General features: G+C 66.5%; 12 protein-coding genes. 8 read left to right on the forward strand and 4 right to left on the reverse strand.

From position 1 onward, the window contains the following. Window positions 1–282: 282 nt before the first annotated feature. From BMI01S_RS26095 to BMI01S_RS26105, 3 genes are all read right to left on the reverse strand, one after another. Window positions 283–1,566, reverse strand: coding sequence for a cell division protein ZipA C-terminal FtsZ-binding domain-containing protein (locus BMI01S_RS26095; RefSeq protein ID WP_028211406.1), 1,284 nt, complete (start codon window positions 1,564–1,566; stop codon window positions 283–285). 144 nt (window positions 1,567–1,710) lie between these two features. Further along, window positions 1,711–5,229, reverse strand: a complete 3,519-nt coding sequence (gene smc, locus BMI01S_RS26100; RefSeq protein WP_028211405.1) for a chromosome segregation protein SMC — start codon at window positions 5,227–5,229, stop codon at window positions 1,711–1,713. 348 nt (window positions 5,230–5,577) lie between these two features. Further along, entirely contained in the window at window positions 5,578–6,549 is a 972-nt protein-coding gene (locus tag BMI01S_RS26105) for a DMT family transporter (RefSeq protein WP_042290980.1), read from the reverse strand. A gap of 354 nt (window positions 6,550–6,903) precedes the next feature. Between BMI01S_RS26105 and dapC the strand changes: the two genes are divergently transcribed. The 6 genes from dapC to cls all read left to right on the forward strand — a co-directional run bounded on the left by dapC (window position 6,904) and on the right by cls (window position 13,167). Continuing rightward, window positions 6,904–8,127: a succinyldiaminopimelate transaminase gene (dapC, locus tag BMI01S_RS26110; protein WP_028231866.1), complete on the forward strand. Its 1,224-nt coding sequence runs from the start codon at window positions 6,904–6,906 to the stop codon at window positions 8,125–8,127. 81 nt (window positions 8,128–8,208) lie between these two features. Beyond that, window positions 8,209–9,036, forward strand: coding sequence for a 2,3,4,5-tetrahydropyridine-2,6-dicarboxylate N-succinyltransferase (gene dapD / locus BMI01S_RS26115; RefSeq protein WP_028211403.1), 828 nt, complete (start codon window positions 8,209–8,211; stop codon window positions 9,034–9,036). Next, complete coding sequence (locus BMI01S_RS26120; protein ID WP_028231867.1) at window positions 9,036–9,401, forward strand: ArsC family reductase; 366 nt, start codon at window positions 9,036–9,038, stop codon at window positions 9,399–9,401. Before dapD ends, BMI01S_RS26120 begins: the two co-directional genes overlap by 1 nt. A 109-nt stretch (window positions 9,402–9,510) precedes the next feature. Further along, complete coding sequence (gene dapE / locus BMI01S_RS26125; protein WP_028231868.1) at window positions 9,511–10,650, forward strand: succinyl-diaminopimelate desuccinylase; 1,140 nt, start codon at window positions 9,511–9,513, stop codon at window positions 10,648–10,650. Window positions 10,651–10,671: 21 nt separating this feature from the next. Further along, complete coding sequence (prmB, locus tag BMI01S_RS26130) at window positions 10,672–11,568, forward strand: 50S ribosomal protein L3 N(5)-glutamine methyltransferase (RefSeq protein ID WP_028211400.1); 897 nt, start codon at window positions 10,672–10,674, stop codon at window positions 11,566–11,568. Window positions 11,569–11,724: 156 nt separating this feature from the next. Next, window positions 11,725–13,167 carry a cardiolipin synthase gene (gene cls / locus BMI01S_RS26135; RefSeq protein WP_028231869.1) on the forward strand — a complete coding sequence of 481 codons (1,443 nt, stop codon included), beginning with the start codon at window positions 11,725–11,727 and terminating at the stop codon, window positions 13,165–13,167. Window positions 13,168–13,191: 24 nt separating this feature from the next. Here the strand turns inward: cls and BMI01S_RS26140 are convergent, their stop codons facing one another. Beyond that, the gene (locus BMI01S_RS26140) at window positions 13,192–13,674 is read right to left on the reverse strand and encodes a glutathione peroxidase (RefSeq protein WP_028211398.1); all 483 of its coding nucleotides are present in this window, start codon (window positions 13,672–13,674) and stop codon (window positions 13,192–13,194) included. Window positions 13,675–13,822: 148 nt separating this feature from the next. Between BMI01S_RS26140 and BMI01S_RS26145 the strand changes: the two genes are divergently transcribed. After that, entirely contained in the window at window positions 13,823–15,781 is a 1,959-nt protein-coding gene (locus tag BMI01S_RS26145) for an ATP-binding cassette domain-containing protein (protein ID WP_028231870.1), read from the forward strand. An 80-nt stretch (window positions 15,782–15,861) separates the two neighbouring features. Then, window positions 15,862–17,013, forward strand: a complete 1,152-nt coding sequence (locus BMI01S_RS26150) for a CaiB/BaiF CoA transferase family protein (protein ID WP_081723501.1) — start codon at window positions 15,862–15,864, stop codon at window positions 17,011–17,013. Window positions 17,014–17,140: the final 127 nt, after the last annotated feature.

Genomic DNA, 17,140 nt, shown 5'->3' on the forward strand with positions numbered 1-17,140 from the left:
CGCGTGTCGCATCGGCCGAACGGCCAGCTTCGTGCGTCGCCGTACGGCCCTACCGATGGTCCTGGCCGAAAGGCTAACGCTGCATCGATGCCGTTGACGCCCGGGCCCGGTGATGCGAACTTGAGTGCACCGCAACACGCTGCCGGTAACGGCATCCGGGCCACCATGAACCATCGCCACGACCTGCCCGCGCCGCCCATGCCGTCTCGCCGGCGCGCAAAAAAGGCGCGGCGCCATTACGGCGCCGCGCCTTCTCTGGCGGCCGATCGCTGGCGGTCCGCGTTACTGGCTGAACAGCCGTCGCGTGGCCGGCGACCCTGCCGGAATGCCTGCTTGCTCGAGCTTTGCGTAGAGCGTCATGAGCTGCTTGTCGATGGACTGCAGCACCGTTTCCGGAAGCGGCCGGCGCTGGTCATCGACCACGCGCCCGCCGATGCGCTCGGCAAGCGACTTCGCGTAATCGCACATCAGGCGAAATGGCAGGATGTCCTCGTCGGCGACCGGCACATCGAGGATCAGCGTAATCAACTCGCCGCCCTTGTACGTGAGGTCGTCGCGCAGGAAGTTGGTGTCGCCGAACTGCAGCATGAAAACCGGGCTCTGCTTCGCGTCGAGCTTCACGAAGCGCGTGCCGTCGCGCGAAAGCAGGAGGCCGTCCTGCGCGGCGACGGCCTGCACGTAGTTCGCCGACCACGGCGCGCCGTCCGACATCACGTTGATGGAAAGCTGCGCATCGCATTGGGCCGCGAAGCCGTCGAGCTCGCGCGCCATCGCGACTGTCTCCATCATGTCGGGGAACTCGGGCGCGGCGTCGAGCGCGTCGGCGAACTGCTGCACACCCGTCACGAACTCCGAGAATTCGAGCTCGTTGAGCGGGCCGTTACGGTTCGCGAGCTGCGCGGCCGCACGCAGTTCCTCGTAGCGCACGCCGTTTTGCAGCAATTCCCAGCTGTCGCCGCCCTCGGGCTTGCCTTCGATATGAACGGGCTTGCTGCCCGCGCGGCGCAAACGCTGCGCGGACGGAATCACGCGCTCGCCCGCCACGGGCGCGCCGAGCCGGATCGGCACGATGCAGTCGATACGGCGGTCGACGACAGCAGGCGGCGCGGAGGAAATCGTGGTGGCGGCCGGCATGACGGGCTCGATGCGTTCGGCTTCGTCGGCGTTTTCCTTCGCGGATTCCGGGGCAGCGGCGCTCGCGGCCGGCGCTGCTTCGCCGCGCTCGTTCGCCGCCGTTTCGTCTTCCTGGAAACCATTCGGCGTCGTGGATTCCGCCTGGATGTCGGCCGGCGTGTCGAGCGGAGCCGCACTGGCAAAACCCGGCTCCATGCGCCCGCCTTCCATGCCGCCCGCGAGCGACGGCTCACGCCGCGACGGCGTGTGTGCTGGCTCGATGAACGGGCTCGGCTCCGGGAACTCGTCGCGTTGCGCCGACTCGACCGCCTCTTCCGGCATCGGTCGCGGCATGCGCCGGCGCACCCTGGCACCCTGCCACGCGTTATAGACCACCACGCCCCCGACTACCACGGCGCCCGCGCCGATCAATCCGAGAGTCAACTCGTCCATGCATGCTCCATCAGCAATTCTTTTTCGACGGCGCACACACGGTGCGCGCCGTTACCGTGGCGCTCGCGTCACGCGCGGCGGCTGCCTGAGCAACGGCGCCGCCGGCTGCGCGGCGCGCGCCGACCGTTAGACCGTAAAAATCGATTAGATCGTATTCTGGGCGAAACCAGCCGCCGTTTCCATGTCGACCGCGACGATGCGCGAAACGCCCTGCTCCTGCATCGTCACGCCGATGAGCTGCTGCGCCATCTCCATGGCGATCTTGTTGTGCGAAATGAACAGGAACTGTGTTTTGTCCGACATCGCGCGAACAAGGTTCGCGAAGCGCTCGGTGTTCGCGTCGTCGAGCGGCGCGTCCACTTCGTCGAGCAGACAGAACGGCGCAGGGTTGAGCTGGAACATCGCGAACACGAGGGCCGTGGCCGTGAGCGCTTTCTCGCCGCCGGAAAGCAGGTGAATCGTCGAGTTCTTCTTGCCGGGCGGCTGCGCCATCACCTGCACGCCGGCGTCGAGTATCTCGTCGCCAGTCATGATGAGCCTCGCCTGGCCACCGCCGAAGAGCCGCGGGAACAGCTCGCCGAAATGACGGTTCACTTCGTCGAACGTGCCCTGCAGCAGCGTGCGCGTTTCCTGATCGATCTTGCGGATCGCGTCTTCGAGCGTTTCGATCGCGCTCGTGAGGTCGGCCGACTGGGCGTCGAGGAAGGTCTTGCGCTCCTTCGCCGCGGCCAGTTCGTCGAGCGCCGCCATATTGACGGGCCCAAGCGCCGCTATGGCGTTGTTGATGCGCGTGACTTCGCCTTGCAGATACGACGGCTTCATGTCCGCCGTGAGCTTCTCCTGCAGCGCGGCTTCATCCACGCCCGCCGCCTGCAGTTGCTCGACGAACTGCTCGCCGTTCAGGCGCGCCGCCTGCTCCTTGAGCTGAAGCTCGGTGATGCGCTCGCGCAGCGGCTGCAGCGCGCGTTCGGCGACGAGGCGGGTTTCGTCGGCGGCCCGCAGCTTCGCGCTCAGGTCGTCGAGTTCCGCGCGTGCGGCGCGCAACGTGTCTTCCTTCTGTGCGCGAATTTCCAGCGCGTCCTGCAAACCCGTGTGCGCGGTCTGCTGGTTGATCGTTTCCAGCTCGGCACGCGCGTCTTCGAGCGAGCCGGCCACGCGCTCGCTCTGGTCGTGCGCGACCTGAATGTTGCGCCGCAGTTCCTCGATGCGGTTAGCCATGTTGCGCGCCGCAAAGCGCGCGTCCGCGGCAGCGCGTTCGAGGTCGCGCGCCTCGTTGCGCGCCGCGCCCAGTTCCTCGTCGAGCGCTTCGAAGGCGAGCTGGTTGTCCTCGAAGCGGGCCTGCAGTTCGGCAAGCTCGGCGTCGTGGCGCTCGAAGTTCGCTTCCGACTCCGCGCGCAGCGCGCGCTGCTCTTCGATCTGCGCGCGAATTTCGCCGAGCTCCTCGCGAATCTGCGTGCTGCGCGCCGTATAGCGCTCATGCGCCTGGGTCAGCTTCAGGACGTCCATCTGCAGCGCGTGCACGCGCTGGGTCGCGCGCTCGGCCTGCTGACGCATTTCCGTGAGCACCTGGGCGGCCTGCGTGTGTGCCGCCTCCGCGCGCACGACGGCCGTGCGCGCCTCGTCCGCAAGCAGCGCCTGGGCGCGCAACTGGCGCTCCAGATTCTCGATTTCCTGCTGACGCGCGAGCATGCCAGCCTGCTCGGTATCGGCAGCGTAGAGCTGAACGCCCACGCGCGTCACCATATGGCCGGCCTTCACGACGAACGCGCCGCCGCCCGGCAATTGCGCGCGCTGGGCGAGCGCCTCGGTCAGATCGCTGGCAACGTAGGTCGAGCCGAGCCATTCGGTGAGCACCGCGCGCAGCCCTGCATCGTCGATACGCACGAGCGAGAGCAACGGCGTGAGGCCCGCGGGCGCGGCGCTCGCCTGCCCCGCAACGGGCGGCGAATAGAACGCGAGCTTCGCGGGCGGCGCGTCGCTCGCGAACGCCTTCACCCAGTCGAGGTTGGACACTTCGAGCGCGGCAAGCCGCTCGCGCAGCACGGCTTCGAGCGCCGTCTCCCACCCCGCTTCGACATGCAGCTTCTTCCACAGCCTCGGCAGCGCACCCAGTTCGTGACGTTCGAGCCACGGCTGGATCTTGCCCTCGGTCTGCACGTTCTCCTGCAGTTGCTTGAGGGCGGCAAGCCGGGCTTCGATCTGGTGGATCTGCGCGTTTTCCGCCTGGACGCGCTCGTGAGCCGCACGGCGTTGCGCGTCGAGGCGCGGCACGGTTTCCTGCGCATCGGCAAGGCGCGCCTGCGCCTCGTGAAGGATCTCTTCCTGCTCGGCCAGCTGCATGCGCAGCTCTTCGAGCTGGGCTTCGTCGGGCGCGTCGAGTCCGCCTTCCTCCGACTTCAGGCGCTCATGGCGTTGCTGAAGCTGCTGGAGCATCTGGTCGGCGTTGCGCTGGTGTGCCGCTTCGAGCTTGATGGCCTGCTCGGTGCGCGCGATGCCCGCGCGCTCGTCGTTCAGTTGCGCCTGCGCATCGCGCCAGCGGTTCTCGAGCGCGGGCAGCGATTCCTGTTTTGCCGCCGCCTCTTCCTCGGCGAGTGCCGCCTTTTCTTCGGCGATCGCCAGTTGCTCTTCGGCGTCCTCGATGTCGTCCTGCGCCTTCTGCGCCTGCACCTGCCATTGCTCGCGCTGCGCAGTGAGTGCGGCGATTTGCGCCTGCGCGCGGTTGCGCGACTCGACAATGAACTTGATCTCGGCTTCGAGACGGCTCACTTCGGCGTTCGCTTCATAGAGCGCACCCTGTGCGCCCTGCATGGCGTCGCTTGCCGAGTAGTGGGCGACGCGCAGCGTCTCGAGCTGCGCTTCGACTTCGCGCAACTGCGCGGTGTGGCGCTCGAGGTCGATCTGCGCCTGCTCGATCGCGCGCTGCTGGCGCTGTTGCTCGCCCGCCGCCTCGTTTTTGCGCAAGAGCCAAAGGAGGCGCTGCTTCTCCTCGCCCTCGGACTGCAGTTCGCGAAACTTCGTGGCGACAACCGCCTGGCCCTCGAGCTTTTCGAGGTTCGTGGACAGCTCGCGCACGATGTCCTCCACGCGCGTGAGGTTCTCGCGCGTATCGTGCAGGCGGTTCTCAGTCTCGCGGCGGCGTTCCTTGTACTTCGAAACACCGGCGGCTTCTTCGAGAAATACGCGCAGCTCTTCGGGCTTCGCCTCGATGATGCGGGCGATCATGCCCTGCCCGATGATCGCGTAGGCGCGCGGACCGAGGCCCGTACCGAGGAATATGTCCTGGATGTCGCGCCGGCGCGCCGGCAGGTTGTTGATGTAGTAGCTCGATGTGCCATCGCGCGTCAGCACGCGCTTCACGGCAATCTCGGCATACTGGCCCCACTGGCCGGCCGCGCGTCCGTCTGCGTTGTCGAACACCAGTTCGACGCTCGCGCGGCTACCCGGCTTGCGCGCCGTGGACCCGTTGAAGATGACGTCCTGCATCGACTCGCCGCGCAACTCGGACGCACGGGATTCTCCGAGCACCCAGCGCACCGCGTCGATGATGTTGGATTTCCCACAGCCGTTCGGCCCGACCACCCCGACGAGTTGGCCCGGAACCTGGAAATGCGTGGGATCGACGAATGATTTGAAGCCAGCGAGTTTAATCGAGGTCAGACGCACGGCGATATCGCTGTTTGAATAGTGGTGAACGGGACCGCCCGTGCCGCTCGCCGCGCGCCGCCGCCAATCCGGTATCGATCGCACGGCGGTACACGCTCAGGGCAGCCGCCACGGCTCGCCGCGCGAACGCGCTTGCGCGCGAGCGGTCGGCGGGAATCAGCGGCAATCATACCATCGCACGCGCGCCATTCCGCGCGCGGGAAGGCCCTGGGCCGAGCCGCCGCTGCTATTGCGGCCGTTGCCACCGCCGTCGTTACCGCTGTTGTCACCGTCCTTGTCGCCGCACCTGCCACCGCTCACGCCATTGCTCCCGGCGCCCTTGCCGGTGTCATCCCCGTTGCCGTCCGCTTAGTCGGTACGGCTCGCGTCCGCGTGGGTCATGACGCTTGCGTCGGCGCTCGCGTGCGCGCCGCGCTTGCGCGCGTCCTGCGCGCGGTGCAGCCAGCTCGAGAGCAGCGAGGCCAGCACGATGCAGGCGCCGCCCGCCCATTCGCGTGGACCCGGCGTCTCGCCGGCGAAGAGCCACGACGAGAGCGCCGTCACGACGATCTCGAACAGCATGATGATCGAGGCGCGGTTTGCCGGCACGCGGGCTAGCCCGTATTGAACGAGCATGTTGTTGCTGCCGAGCACGACGCCGAGCGCCAGCACCAGCAGCACGACACGCGCGAGATGCTCGCCTGCCGGAACCGCCGCCATCGGCTCGAAGCAAGAGGTCAGTGCGCCGAGCAGCGCCGCGCCCGCGAAGATCACGGCCGTGCGCATCTCCGGCTTCATGTGCGGAAGCACGCGGCTCGTCTTCACGACCAGCACGTTGCTCATCGCGAACCCCATCCCGCCGATGAGACCGGCCCATTCGGCGGCGTTGGCAGGCAGCGGCACACCCAGTTGCGGCGACCAGAGCATCAACACGGCACCCAGCAACGAGAGCGCGCCGAGCGCGCCACCCGCCCACGTGAGACGCTCGTGCAGGATGAAGTGCGCGAAGAGCGCCGTCCACGCCGGGGTCAGATAAAAGAGCAGCAGCACGCGCATCACTTCGCCGTGGATCGCGCCCCACACGAACCCGACATTGGTCACGCCCGCGGCAAGGCCGAGCAATGGCAGCACCCAATGCCAGCGCACGGTCGCGAGCGAACGCCAGCGCAACACGAGCACGAAGGCGCAGCCCGCTGCGCTCGTCGCCGCGCTCGCGGCCGTGCCGGTCAACCCGAACGCCGCCAGCATGCGCAGCGGATACCAGACAAAACCCCATACGGATGCGCCGACCATGATGGCGAGGGTCGGCCAGGCGGCGCGCAGGCCTGTGCTCTGACTCATCGCTCGCGCTTCCCTTGGCTCGACCGGGCGTTGGCGGCACCTGCGTCGCTACTCGAAAATCCCATGTTTTTCCTTTTGTCTGTCCGCCCGGCATCGATGGCGGCACCGGAGCGCGATCGGGCCGGCGCCCGCAGCCGCATCAGCGCCACGCTATAATCCACCGCTTGCAGACGCAAAGCCGCGCTGCCGTATTTTTCGCTCGGCCCGGCCCATCGGGCTAGCGGCAAAAGCGGCAAAAGCGGACAAACAGCGGGCAAAAGGCGGGCAAACTACGAGCCCGCAGCGGGCTCGCACAAGCTGTCAATCCCGCGCGCCGCGCCTTCCGTCTTTTACCCACGCCAGTCCGCCGCCCAAGTGAATCCGCTACTCGACACCCTTCAGTCCTATCCCTTCGAAAAGCTGCGCGTGCTCTTCAAGGAGGTCACGCCGAACGCCGGCCTGCGCCACATCAGCTTTGGAATCGGCGAGCCGAAACACCCGACGCCGGCACTGATCCGCGACGCCATCGTCGCGTCGCTCGACGGCCTTTCGTCGTACCCTGCCACGGCGGGTACGCCCGCGCTGCGCGAGTCGATTGCAAACTGGGTGAAGGCGCGCTACGGGCTACCGGCCATCGACGCAAACACGCAGATCCTGCCCGTCTCGGGTTCGCGCGAGGCGCTGTTCGCGCTTGCGCAGGCCGTGATCGACCCGACGGCGGGCGTGAAAGACCCGGCGAAGCGGGCGATCGTACTCTGCCCGAACCCTTTCTACCAGATCTACGAAGGCGCCGCGCTGCTGGGCGGCGGCGAGCCCTACTTCGTGAACAGCGATCCGGCCCGCAACTTCGCCTGCGACTATTCGCAGGTTCCGGAAGCCGTCTGGGCACGCACGCAACTGCTCTACGTGTGCTCGCCGGGCAACCCCACGGGCGCCGTGATCACGCTCGACGACTGGCGCGAGCTCTTTGCGCTCTCGGACCGCTACGGCTTCGTGATCGCCTCCGACGAGTGCTACTCCGAGATCTACTTCGACGAAGCGAACCCGCCGCTCGGCGGCCTCGAGGCGGCGCACAAGCTGGGCCGCGGCTTCGAGCGCCTCGTCATGCTGTCGAGCCTCTCCAAGCGCTCGAACGCGCCGGGCATGCGCTCGGGCTTCGTCGCCGGCGACGCCGCCATCCTCAAGCAGTTCCTGCTGTACCGCACCTACCACGGCTCGGCCATGTCGCCCGTCTGGCAGTCCGCCAGCATCGCCGCCTGGGGCGACGAGGCGCACGTGCGCGAGAACCGCGCGAAGTACGTACAGAAGTTCTCGACGGTGACACCGATGCTCGCCGACGTGCTCGACGTGAAGCTGCCCGACGCCGCCTTCTACCTCTGGGCCAACGTCGCGAGCACCGGCCTGTCGGACACCGCGTTCGCCCAGCGCCTCTACGCCGACTATAATGTGACGGTTCTGCCCGGCTCGTTCCTCGCGCGCGAGGCGCATGGCACGAATCCGGGCAAAGACTTCGTCCGCATGGCGCTCGTCGCCGACGTCGAGGAGTGCATCGAGGGCGCGCAGCGCATCGTCGAGTTCTGCCGCTCGCTCAAACCGTAAAGCCTTCCCCTGCGCGCCGGGGTCCAGCGCCCCGTTGCGCGCAACGCCGCTTTCAACCATCCATCTCACGAAATCACCACCATGTCGCAACAACTTCAGCAGACCATCGACACCGCCTGGGAAAACCGCGCCGACTTCTCGCCCAAGGCAGCCCCGAACGACGTGCGTGAAGCCGTCGCCCACGTCATCGCCGAGCTGGACAAAGGCACGCTGCGCTGCGCCGAAAAGAAGGACGGCGACTGGGTCGTCAACCAGTGGGTGAAGAAGGCCGTGCTGCTGTCGTTCCGCCTCGAAGACAACGTGCCGATGCCGGCGGGCGGCTACAGCCAGTTCTACGACAAGGTGCCCTCGAAGTTCGCCAGCTACACGGCTGAGGACTTCGCCGCGGGTGGCTTTCGCGTCGTGCCGCCGGCCATCGCGCGCCGCGGCTCGTTCATCGCGAAGAACGTCGTGCTGATGCCCTCGTACACCAACATCGGCGCCTACGTAGATGAAGGCACGATGGTCGACACGTGGGCGACCGTCGGTTCGTGCGCGCAGATCGGCAAGAACGTGCACCTCTCGGGCGGCGTGGGCATCGGCGGCGTGCTGGAGCCGCTGCAGGCCAATCCGGTCATCATCGAAGACAACTGCTTCATCGGTGCGCGCTCGGAAGTCGTGGAAGGCGTGATCGTCGAGGAGAACTCGGTGATCTCGATGGGCGTCTATCTCGGCCAGTCGACCAAGATTTACGACCGCGAAACCGGCGAGATTTCGTACGGCCGTATTCCGGCGGGCTCGGTCGTGGTCGCGGGCAATCTGCCTTCGAAGGACGGCACGCATAGCCTCTACTGCGCCGTGATCGTCAAGAAGGTCGACGCGAAGACGCGCGCCAAGGTCGGCCTGAACGAACTGCTGCGAGGCGACTGATGGCGAAGGCCGCCACGACCGTCGTCTACGGCATTCCGAACTGCGACACCGTGAAGAAGGCCCGCGTGTGGCTCGAAGAGCACGGCGTCGAGTTCGAGTTCCACGACTTCAAGAAGGCGGGGGTGTCGAATGCGCTGGTGCAGGACTGGCTCAAGGACGCGCCGCTGGATCAACTCATCAACAAGCGCGGCACGACCTGGCGCGGCCTGTCGGACGTGCACAAGGCCGAGGCCGACACGACCGCTGGCGCGATCGCGCTGATGATCCACAAGCCGTCGATCATCAAGCGGCCCGTGGTCGTGGTGAACGGCCGCGTGAAGACACTCGGTTTTTCCGCCGACCAGTATGCGGAGCTGTTCGCCTGATTTTCGCTTCTGACCGGTGCGCCTCCGCGCGTGCGCGCAGTCATGACAAGTTGTTGCCGGCCCCTGCTCCATCAGCGGCGCCGGCATTTTTATTGAAAGTGGTCTCCCTATGTCCGCCACCCTCGCCCTCACCGAAGCCCTGATCGCGCGCGCGTCCGTCACGCCCGACGACCAGCACTGCCAGCGCATCATGACCGAACGCCTCGGTGCGCTCGGCTTCGCATGCGAAACCATCGAATCCAACGGCGTGACGAACCTGTGGGCCGTCAAGCGCGGCACGTCGGGCATGCAAGGCCCGCTGCTCGCCTTCGCAGGCCACACCGACGTCGTGCCGACCGGCCCCATCGAGCAATGGAGCTCGCCGCCGTTCCAGCCCTCGCACCGCGACGGCGTGCTCTACGGCCGCGGCGCCGCCGACATGAAGACCTCGCTCGCGGCCTTCGTGGTGGCGAGCGAAGAGTTCGTGGCGGCGCACCCGCAGCATCGCGGCGCGATCGCCTTTCTCATCACGAGCGACGAGGAAGGTCCGGCCACGGACGGCACCGTGAAGGTCGTCGAGGCGCTGCAGGCGCGCGGCGAGAAGATGGATTACTGCATCGTGGGCGAGCCCACTTCGACGCATACGCTCGGCGACTGCGTGAAGAACGGCCGCCGCGGCTCGATGTCGGGCAAGCTCGTCGTGAAGGGCGTGCAAGGCCATATCGCCTATCCGCATCTCGCGAAGAACCCGGTCCATCTGCTCGCTCCTGCGCTCGCCGAACTCGTTGCCGAAAAGTGGGACGACGGCAACGAATATTTCCCCCCCACCACGTGGCAGGTGTCGAACCTCCACAGCGGCACGGGCGCGAGCAACGTGATTCCGGGCCACGCCGAAGTGATGTTCAACTTCCGCTTCTCGACCGCGAGCACCGTGGAAGGCCTGCAACAGCGCGTGCACGCGATCCTCGACAAGCATGGCCTCGAGTATGACCTGCACTGGAGCGTGAGCGGCCTGCCCTTCCTCACCCCGCGTGGCGCGCTCTCGAACGCGCTCGAGAAGGCGATTCACGACGAAACCGGCGTGAGCACGGAGCTTTCGACCACGGGCGGCACGTCGGATGGCCGCTTCATCGCGCGCATGTGCGAGCAGGTGGTCGAATTCGGCCCGCCCAACGCCAGCATCCACAAGATCGATGAGCATATCGAAGTGAAATTCATCGATCCACTCAAGAACGTGTACCGCCGCGTGCTCGAACAGCTGATTGCCTGAATACGCTCTGGAGACCATAACATGCCTCATCCGCTAGCCAACACCTTTGCCACCGTGCGCGACCTGCTGCGCTATGGCGTCTCGCGCTTTTCGGCCGCGCAGCTCGCGTTCGGTCACGGCTCGAGCAATGCCTACGACGAAGCCGCGTACCTGATCCTGCACACGCTGCATTTGCCGCTCGACCTGCTCGACCCGTTTCTCGACGCGCGCCTGACGACCGAGGAAGTCGACCAGGTGCTAGGCGTGATCGAGCGCCGCGCGACCGAGCGCGTGCCGGCCGCCTACATCACGCACGAAGCGTGGATGCACGGCCTGCGCTTCTACGTGGATGAGCGCGTGATCGTGCCGCGCTCGTTCATCGGCGAGCTGCTCGAAGACGGCCTGCAGCCGTATGTGGAAGATCCCGAGCAGGTGAGCGCAGTGCTGGAGCTGTGCACGGGCTCCGCGAGCCTCGCGATTCTCGCGGCGCACGCGTTCCCGAACGCCGACATCGACGCCGTCGATCTCTCCGCGCCCGCACTCGAAGTCGCGCATCGCAACGTGCACGAGCATGGTCTGGACGAGCGTATCGCACTCTTCGAAGGCGATCTCTACGCACCGCTGCCCGAGCGCCGCTACGACGTGATCATCACGAACCCGCCGTACGTCAACGCCGCTTCGATGAAGGCGTTGCCCCCCGAATACCAGCACGAGCCGGAAATGGCGCTCGCGGGCGGTGCGGATGGCATGGACATCGTGCGCCGCATCATCAAGGATGCGCGCAACTGGCTCACCGACGACGGCGTGCTGGTCGTCGAGATCGGCAACGAGCGCGAGCACGTCGAAGCCGCGTTTGGCGGCCTTGATCTCGTGTGGCTCTCGACGAGCGCCGGTGACGATCAGGTATTCCTGATCCAGGCCTGCGACTTGCCGGTCTGACCGTCATGTGCGAATGAGACGCGGCGCCTGTGCGCCGTGTCTCGTCGCGCGCAGGATTGGGACGATAGCCGCCGTCGCAGCGGGTTCGGTAAGATTGACCCCTCCGGCCATGCCTGGCCGGCAGCGCCGCAGGCCCTGGGAGCGTCCCACGCATCTATGCCATTCGACTGGTCACACCTCGGCACGCTGCTCGCGATCATCCACTTGCTGGGGCTGGTCGCGGCATGCCACGCCATCCTGAACACACGCACCTCGCAGGGTGCGATCGCCTGGGCCGTCTCGCTCGCGGCGATGCCCTACCTCACGCTCATCCCGTATCTCTTTCTCGGCCGCAGCAAGTTCGCGGGCTACGCCGACGCAAGGCGACTGCGCAATGAAACCTTGCGCACGCGGGCCCACGCGCCCGATTGGGACAAGCTCGTCAGCGCCGGCGAATGGTCGGCAGACGAGCTGGGTGCGCGCGTGATCCGCACGTTCGCGCGCCTGGGCGGCATGCCGCTCGTGCCCGGCAACGCGGTGCGCACGCTCGTGAACGGAGAGGCGACCTTCACCGCCATCTTCGATGCGATCGAACGTGCCCGGCATTACGTGATCGTGCAATTCTTCATCGTGCGCGCCGACGCGCTCGGCGACATGCTCAAGGACGTGCTGGTCCATTGCGCGAAACGCGGCGTGCGTGTGTACTTTCTCTACGACAGCATCGGCTCTTTCGACCTGCCTTCCAGCTACGTGCGCGCGCTGCTGGACGCCGGCGTGGAAGTCCATCCGTTCTCCGCGAAGCGCCATTTCGTCAACCGCTTCCAGCTCAACTTCCGCAACCACCGCAAGATCGTCGTGGTGGACGGCCAGCACGCATTCGTCGGCGGCCACAACGTGGGCATCGAATACCTCGGTGCGAATCCACGCCTCTCGCCCTGGCGCGACACGCACATCGAACTGCGCGGGCCGGCTGTCGCGAACGTCCAGTTCGCGTTCACGGAGGACTGGTACTGGGCCACCCAGCAGCTCCCCGGCTGCGAACCGCCGACGGTCGCACCGCGGGACGGCGACGACATGCACTGCCTCGTCTTGCCAACGGGTCCGGCCGACCGACAGGAGACCTGCTCGCTCTTCTTCGTCGAGGCGATCAACGCAGCGAAGCAACGCGTATGGATCACGACGCCGTACCTCGTGCCCGACGAAGCCGTGCTCGCGGCGCTGCGCCTCGCGGTGCTGCGCGGCGTGGACGTGCGCATCATGATCCCGAGCCGGCGCGACCATTACGTGGTGTTCGAGGCTTCGATGCTGTATGCCTACGATGCGGTGCGCGCGGGCATCCGCATTTTCCGCTACAAGCCGGGCTTCCTGCACCAGAAGGTCGTGCTGATCGACGACGTGGCCGCCGCTATCGGCAGCGCGAATCTGGACAACCGGTCGTTCCGCCTGAACTTCGAGATCATGGTGCTGACCGTGCATCGCGGCTTCGCCGCTGAAGTCGACGCGATGCTGCTGCGCGACTTCGACGAGACGTTCGAAATCGACCGCAGCGAGTACCGCGACGCGCCCGCCTGGCGCAAGATCACCATGCATCTCGCGCGGCTATTCGCGCCGATCCTCTAGCGTGGCGCCAGGCACCCCGCGCGCTCAGAGCTGCTTTTCGATGTCGACTGCGATGGCCTCGGGTTTCGTGACCGGAGCATAGCGCTTGACCACGTTGCCGGTACGGTCGACGAGGAATTTCGTGAAATTCCACTTGATGCCTTCGAGCCCGAGAAGACCCGGCGCCTCGCTCGTGAGCCAGCGATAGAGCGGGTGCGCATTCGCTCCGTTCACGTCGATCTTCTCGAACATCGGGAACGTGACACCGTAGTTCTTCTCGCAGAAACCGCCGATCTGCGCGGCGTCGCCGGGCTCCTGCTTGCCGAACTGGTTGCACGGGAAGCCGAGCACCGCGAGCCCGCGCGCAGCATATTGCTCGTACAGCTTCTGCAGGCCGGCGTACTGGGGTGTGAAACCGCACTCGCTCGCCGTGTTGACGATCAGGAGCACCTTGCCCGTATAGCGTTCGAGGCTCACCGGCTCCCCGCCGCCGAGCGGTTGCGCCGAAAACGAATAGATCGAAGTCATCTGGCTCTCCCGTGGAAAAGCGCCAGTCTACGTGAGAACGAGTGGAATTCGCACTCGACCACGCGGCTAGCCGAACGGCCGACGCCGGCGCGGCTCGCTACCCGGCTAAAATAGCGCTTTCTTTCGTTTTCTTCCTGCCGGCGCCGTCGTGATCCGCTTCAATCAATTCACTCTTGCCCGTGGCACCAAGCCGCTTTTCGAACAGACCTCGTTCACGCTGAACCCCGGCGAAAAGGCGGGTCTCGTCGGCGCGAACGGCGCGGGCAAATCGACCCTCTTCGCCGTGCTGCGCGGCGAACTGCATGCCGACGCCGGTGACTTTTCGCTGCCGCCGTCGTGGCGCATCGCGCACGTGGCGCAGGAAACCCCGGCCGTCGACCGCACCGCGCTCGACTACACGCTCGATGGCGACGCCGCACTGCGCGAAATCGAGGCGCGCATCGCCGCGGCCTCGGCCGCGCACGATGGCGCCGCCGAGGCCGAAGCGCACGGCGCGTTCGCCGACGCCGACGGCTACACCGCGCCCGCGCGCGCCGAAGCACTGCTGCTCGGCCTCGGCTTCACGCTGGAGCAAACGCGCCAGCCGGTGGCAAGCTTCTCGGGCGGCTGGCGCATGCGCCTGAACCTTGCGCAGGCGCTGATGTGCCGCTCCGACCTCCTGCTGCTCGACGAACCCACGAACCACCTGGATCTGGACGCGATCGTCTGGCTGGAAGACTGGCTGCACCGCTATCCCGGCACGCTCGTCGTGATCTCGCACGATCGCGAATTCCTCGACTCGGTCTGCAACGTCACGCTGCATCTCGAAAATCAGCAGGTCAAACGCTACGGCGGCAACTACTCGCAGTTCGAGATCCTGCGCGCGCAACAACTGGCGCTCCAGCAAAGCGCCTATGAGAAGCAGCAGCGAACCGTCGCGCACCTGCAAAGTTTCATCGACCGCTTCAAGGCCAAGGCGACCAAGGCGCGCCAGGCGCAAAGCCGCGTGAAGGCGCTCGAAAAGATGGAGCTGATCGCGCCCGCGCACGCCAGCTCGCCGTTCACATTCGAGTTCCGCACGCCCGACTCCGCGCCCAACCCCATGCTCGTGATGGAAGACGTGCGCTGCGGCTATCGCGCCGAGGACGGCAAGGAAACGCCCATCGTCGAGGGCGTCAACCTGTCGATCCAGAACGGCCAGCGCATCGGCCTGCTTGGCGCGAATGGCCAGGGCAAGTCCACCCTCATCAAGACGCTCGCGGGCACGCTCGCACCCCTTTCAGGCGACCTGCGCACGGGCAAGGGCCTGCAGATCGGCTATTTCGCGCAGCATCAGCTCGAAACCCTGCGTCCCGACGATTCGCCCCTGCGGCATCTCGCGCGCCTCGCGCCCGACACGCGCGAGCAGGAGCTGCGCGACTTTCTCGGCGGCTTCAACTTCCCGGGCGAGATGGCCACAGCGCCCATTGCGCCGTTTTCGGGGGGCGAGAAGGCGCGCCTCGCGCTCGCGCTCATCATCTGGCAGAAACCCAACCTGCTGCTGCTCGACGAGCCGACCAACCACCTCGACCTCGAAACGCGCCACGCGCTGACCGTGGCGCTCGCACAGTTCGAAGGCACGCTGATCCTCGTCTCGCACGACCGGCATTTGCTGCGCGCCACCACCGATCAGTTCATGCTGGTGGCGAAGCACCGCCTGCAGCCGTTCGACGGCGATCTCGACGACTACCGCGACTGGCTGCTCCAGCATGCGGCCGAGCAACGCGCGGCGCTCAAGGAAGCCTCGGCCGGCACGGCGAATGCCGGGAACGGCGGCAATGGCTCAAACGCGGGCGATGGCGTCAACCGCAAGGAGCAGCGCCGTCAGGAAGCCGAGCAACGCCAGAAAGTCGCTCACCTGAAAAAGCCGTTGCAGGCGAAAATCAGCAAGATCGAAAACGAAATGGATACCCTCAACGGCGAAAAGAGCGCGCTCGATGCTTTCGTCGCCGATCCGTTGAGCTACGAGCCCGAGCAGAAGAGCCGCCTGACCGATGCGATTCGCCGCCAGGCCGAAGTCGCGTCGCGCCTCGAGACGCTCGAAGCGCAATGGCTCGACGCGCACGAGGAACTCGAGCAGATCGGCTAGCGCGTCGTGTAGCCGTTGCGCCGCCAGCCGCTTTTCGCCACTTTTTCGCCCAGGAGCCACGAGTGCCGTCACCCGCTGCATTGCAGGGCCTTCGCGTACTGGATCTGACCCGCCTGCTGCCCGGGCCCGTGGCCACCTTGCGCCTCGCGGAGATGGGCGCCGACGTGCTGAAAATCGAGCCGCCCGGAGCGGGCGACGCGGCGCGCGTGATGATGCAAAGCGCGGTCGACGAAGTGGCTGCGCGCCCCGGCGTGTTCTATCGCCTCGTCAATCGCGGCAAGCGCGAGACGCGAGTCGACCTCAAGACCGAGAGCGGCCGCGCCGTGCTGCTCGCGCTGGCGCGCGACGCCGACGTACTCGTCGAGAGCTTTCGGCCCGGTGTGATGGAGCGTCTCGGGGTCGGCTATGAGGCATTACGCAAGGTGAACCCCAAGCTCGTCTATTGTGCGATTACGGGCTACGGCTCGACCGGACCGTTTGCCGGCCATCCGGGCCACGACATCAACTATGTCGCGTATGCCGGCGTGCTCGACCAGCTCGCCACCCGCGACGGGGCGCCGGTGCTGCCGAATTTCCAGATCGCCGACCTGCTGGGCGGGGCGCTCAGCGCGGTCACGCAGATTCTCGCGGCGCTTTGGCATGTCGCGCGCGGCGGTGACGGCCGGTTCGTCGACGTTTCGATGGCGCACTCGAGCTACGCGCACAACGTGATCGCCCAGGTCGCGCTCGCCAACGACGACGCCGCGGCACTGCAGCCCGGTGGCGGCCTGCTAAACGGCGGCGTGCCCTGCTACAACCTCTACCGCACGCAGGATGGCCGATGGCTTGCCGTCGGCGCATTGGAACTGAAATTCTGGCAAACGCTTTGCCACGCCATCGGCCGCGACGACTGGGCCGAGCGGCACTGGAGCCTAGGCCAGGCGATCGGCGGCTCGGACGCCGCGGCGCTCACGCGCGAGCTGGCGGCAATCATCGAATCCGAGGGACTGCAGACATGGATCGACCGTCTGGAAGCGATCGATTGCTGCGTTTCGCCGGTTCTCACGCCGGGCGAGGCTTCGCGTCATCCGCTCTTCAATGCCGAAGTGCTGCAAGCCATCATGGATGACATGGCCGCGAAGCAACAGGCTCAGGAGGCGGCGCCACACGCGCAGGCGGCCCCTTTGCACTCCGGGGGGCCAGCAACCAGCGGCTTCGTCTGCGCAAGCTGGCCAGAAGGCCGGCCACGTTAGCCAAAGCGGCAACACCTCGGACACCCCAGGCGGGAAGAAGCCCTTCACCTACGGTCCGTGGGGCTGAGGCTCGTGGGACGAACAATGAAAAATGGGCGCCTCGCAGCGCCCATTTTTCGTCTAGCCC

The organism is Paraburkholderia mimosarum LMG 23256 = NBRC 106338 (genome assembly GCF_000739815.1).
Taxonomy (GTDB): Bacteria; Pseudomonadota; Gammaproteobacteria; order Burkholderiales; family Burkholderiaceae; genus Paraburkholderia; species Paraburkholderia mimosarum.

What these genes read in the sequence shown, in the direction of transcription:
- BMI01S_RS26095 (WP_028211406.1), bottom strand. Translation starts at nt 1,566, where the DNA reads ATGGACGAGTTGACTCTCGGATTGATCGGCGCGGGCGCCGTGGTAGTC.
- BMI01S_RS26120 (WP_028231867.1), top strand. Translation starts at nt 9,036, where the DNA reads ATGGCGAAGGCCGCCACGACCGTCGTCTACGGCATTCCGAACTGCGAC.
- dapE (WP_028231868.1), top strand. Translation starts at nt 9,511, where the DNA reads ATGTCCGCCACCCTCGCCCTCACCGAAGCCCTGATCGCGCGCGCGTCC.
- prmB (WP_028211400.1), top strand. Translation starts at nt 10,672, where the DNA reads ATGCCTCATCCGCTAGCCAACACCTTTGCCACCGTGCGCGACCTGCTG.
- dapD (WP_028211403.1), top strand. Translation starts at nt 8,209, where the DNA reads ATGTCGCAACAACTTCAGCAGACCATCGACACCGCCTGGGAAAACCGC.
- BMI01S_RS26105 (WP_042290980.1), bottom strand. Translation starts at nt 6,549, where the DNA reads ATGAGTCAGAGCACAGGCCTGCGCGCCGCCTGGCCGACCCTCGCCATC.
- cls (WP_028231869.1), top strand. Translation starts at nt 11,725, where the DNA reads ATGCCATTCGACTGGTCACACCTCGGCACGCTGCTCGCGATCATCCAC.
- BMI01S_RS26140 (WP_028211398.1), bottom strand. Translation starts at nt 13,674, where the DNA reads ATGACTTCGATCTATTCGTTTTCGGCGCAACCGCTCGGCGGCGGGGAG.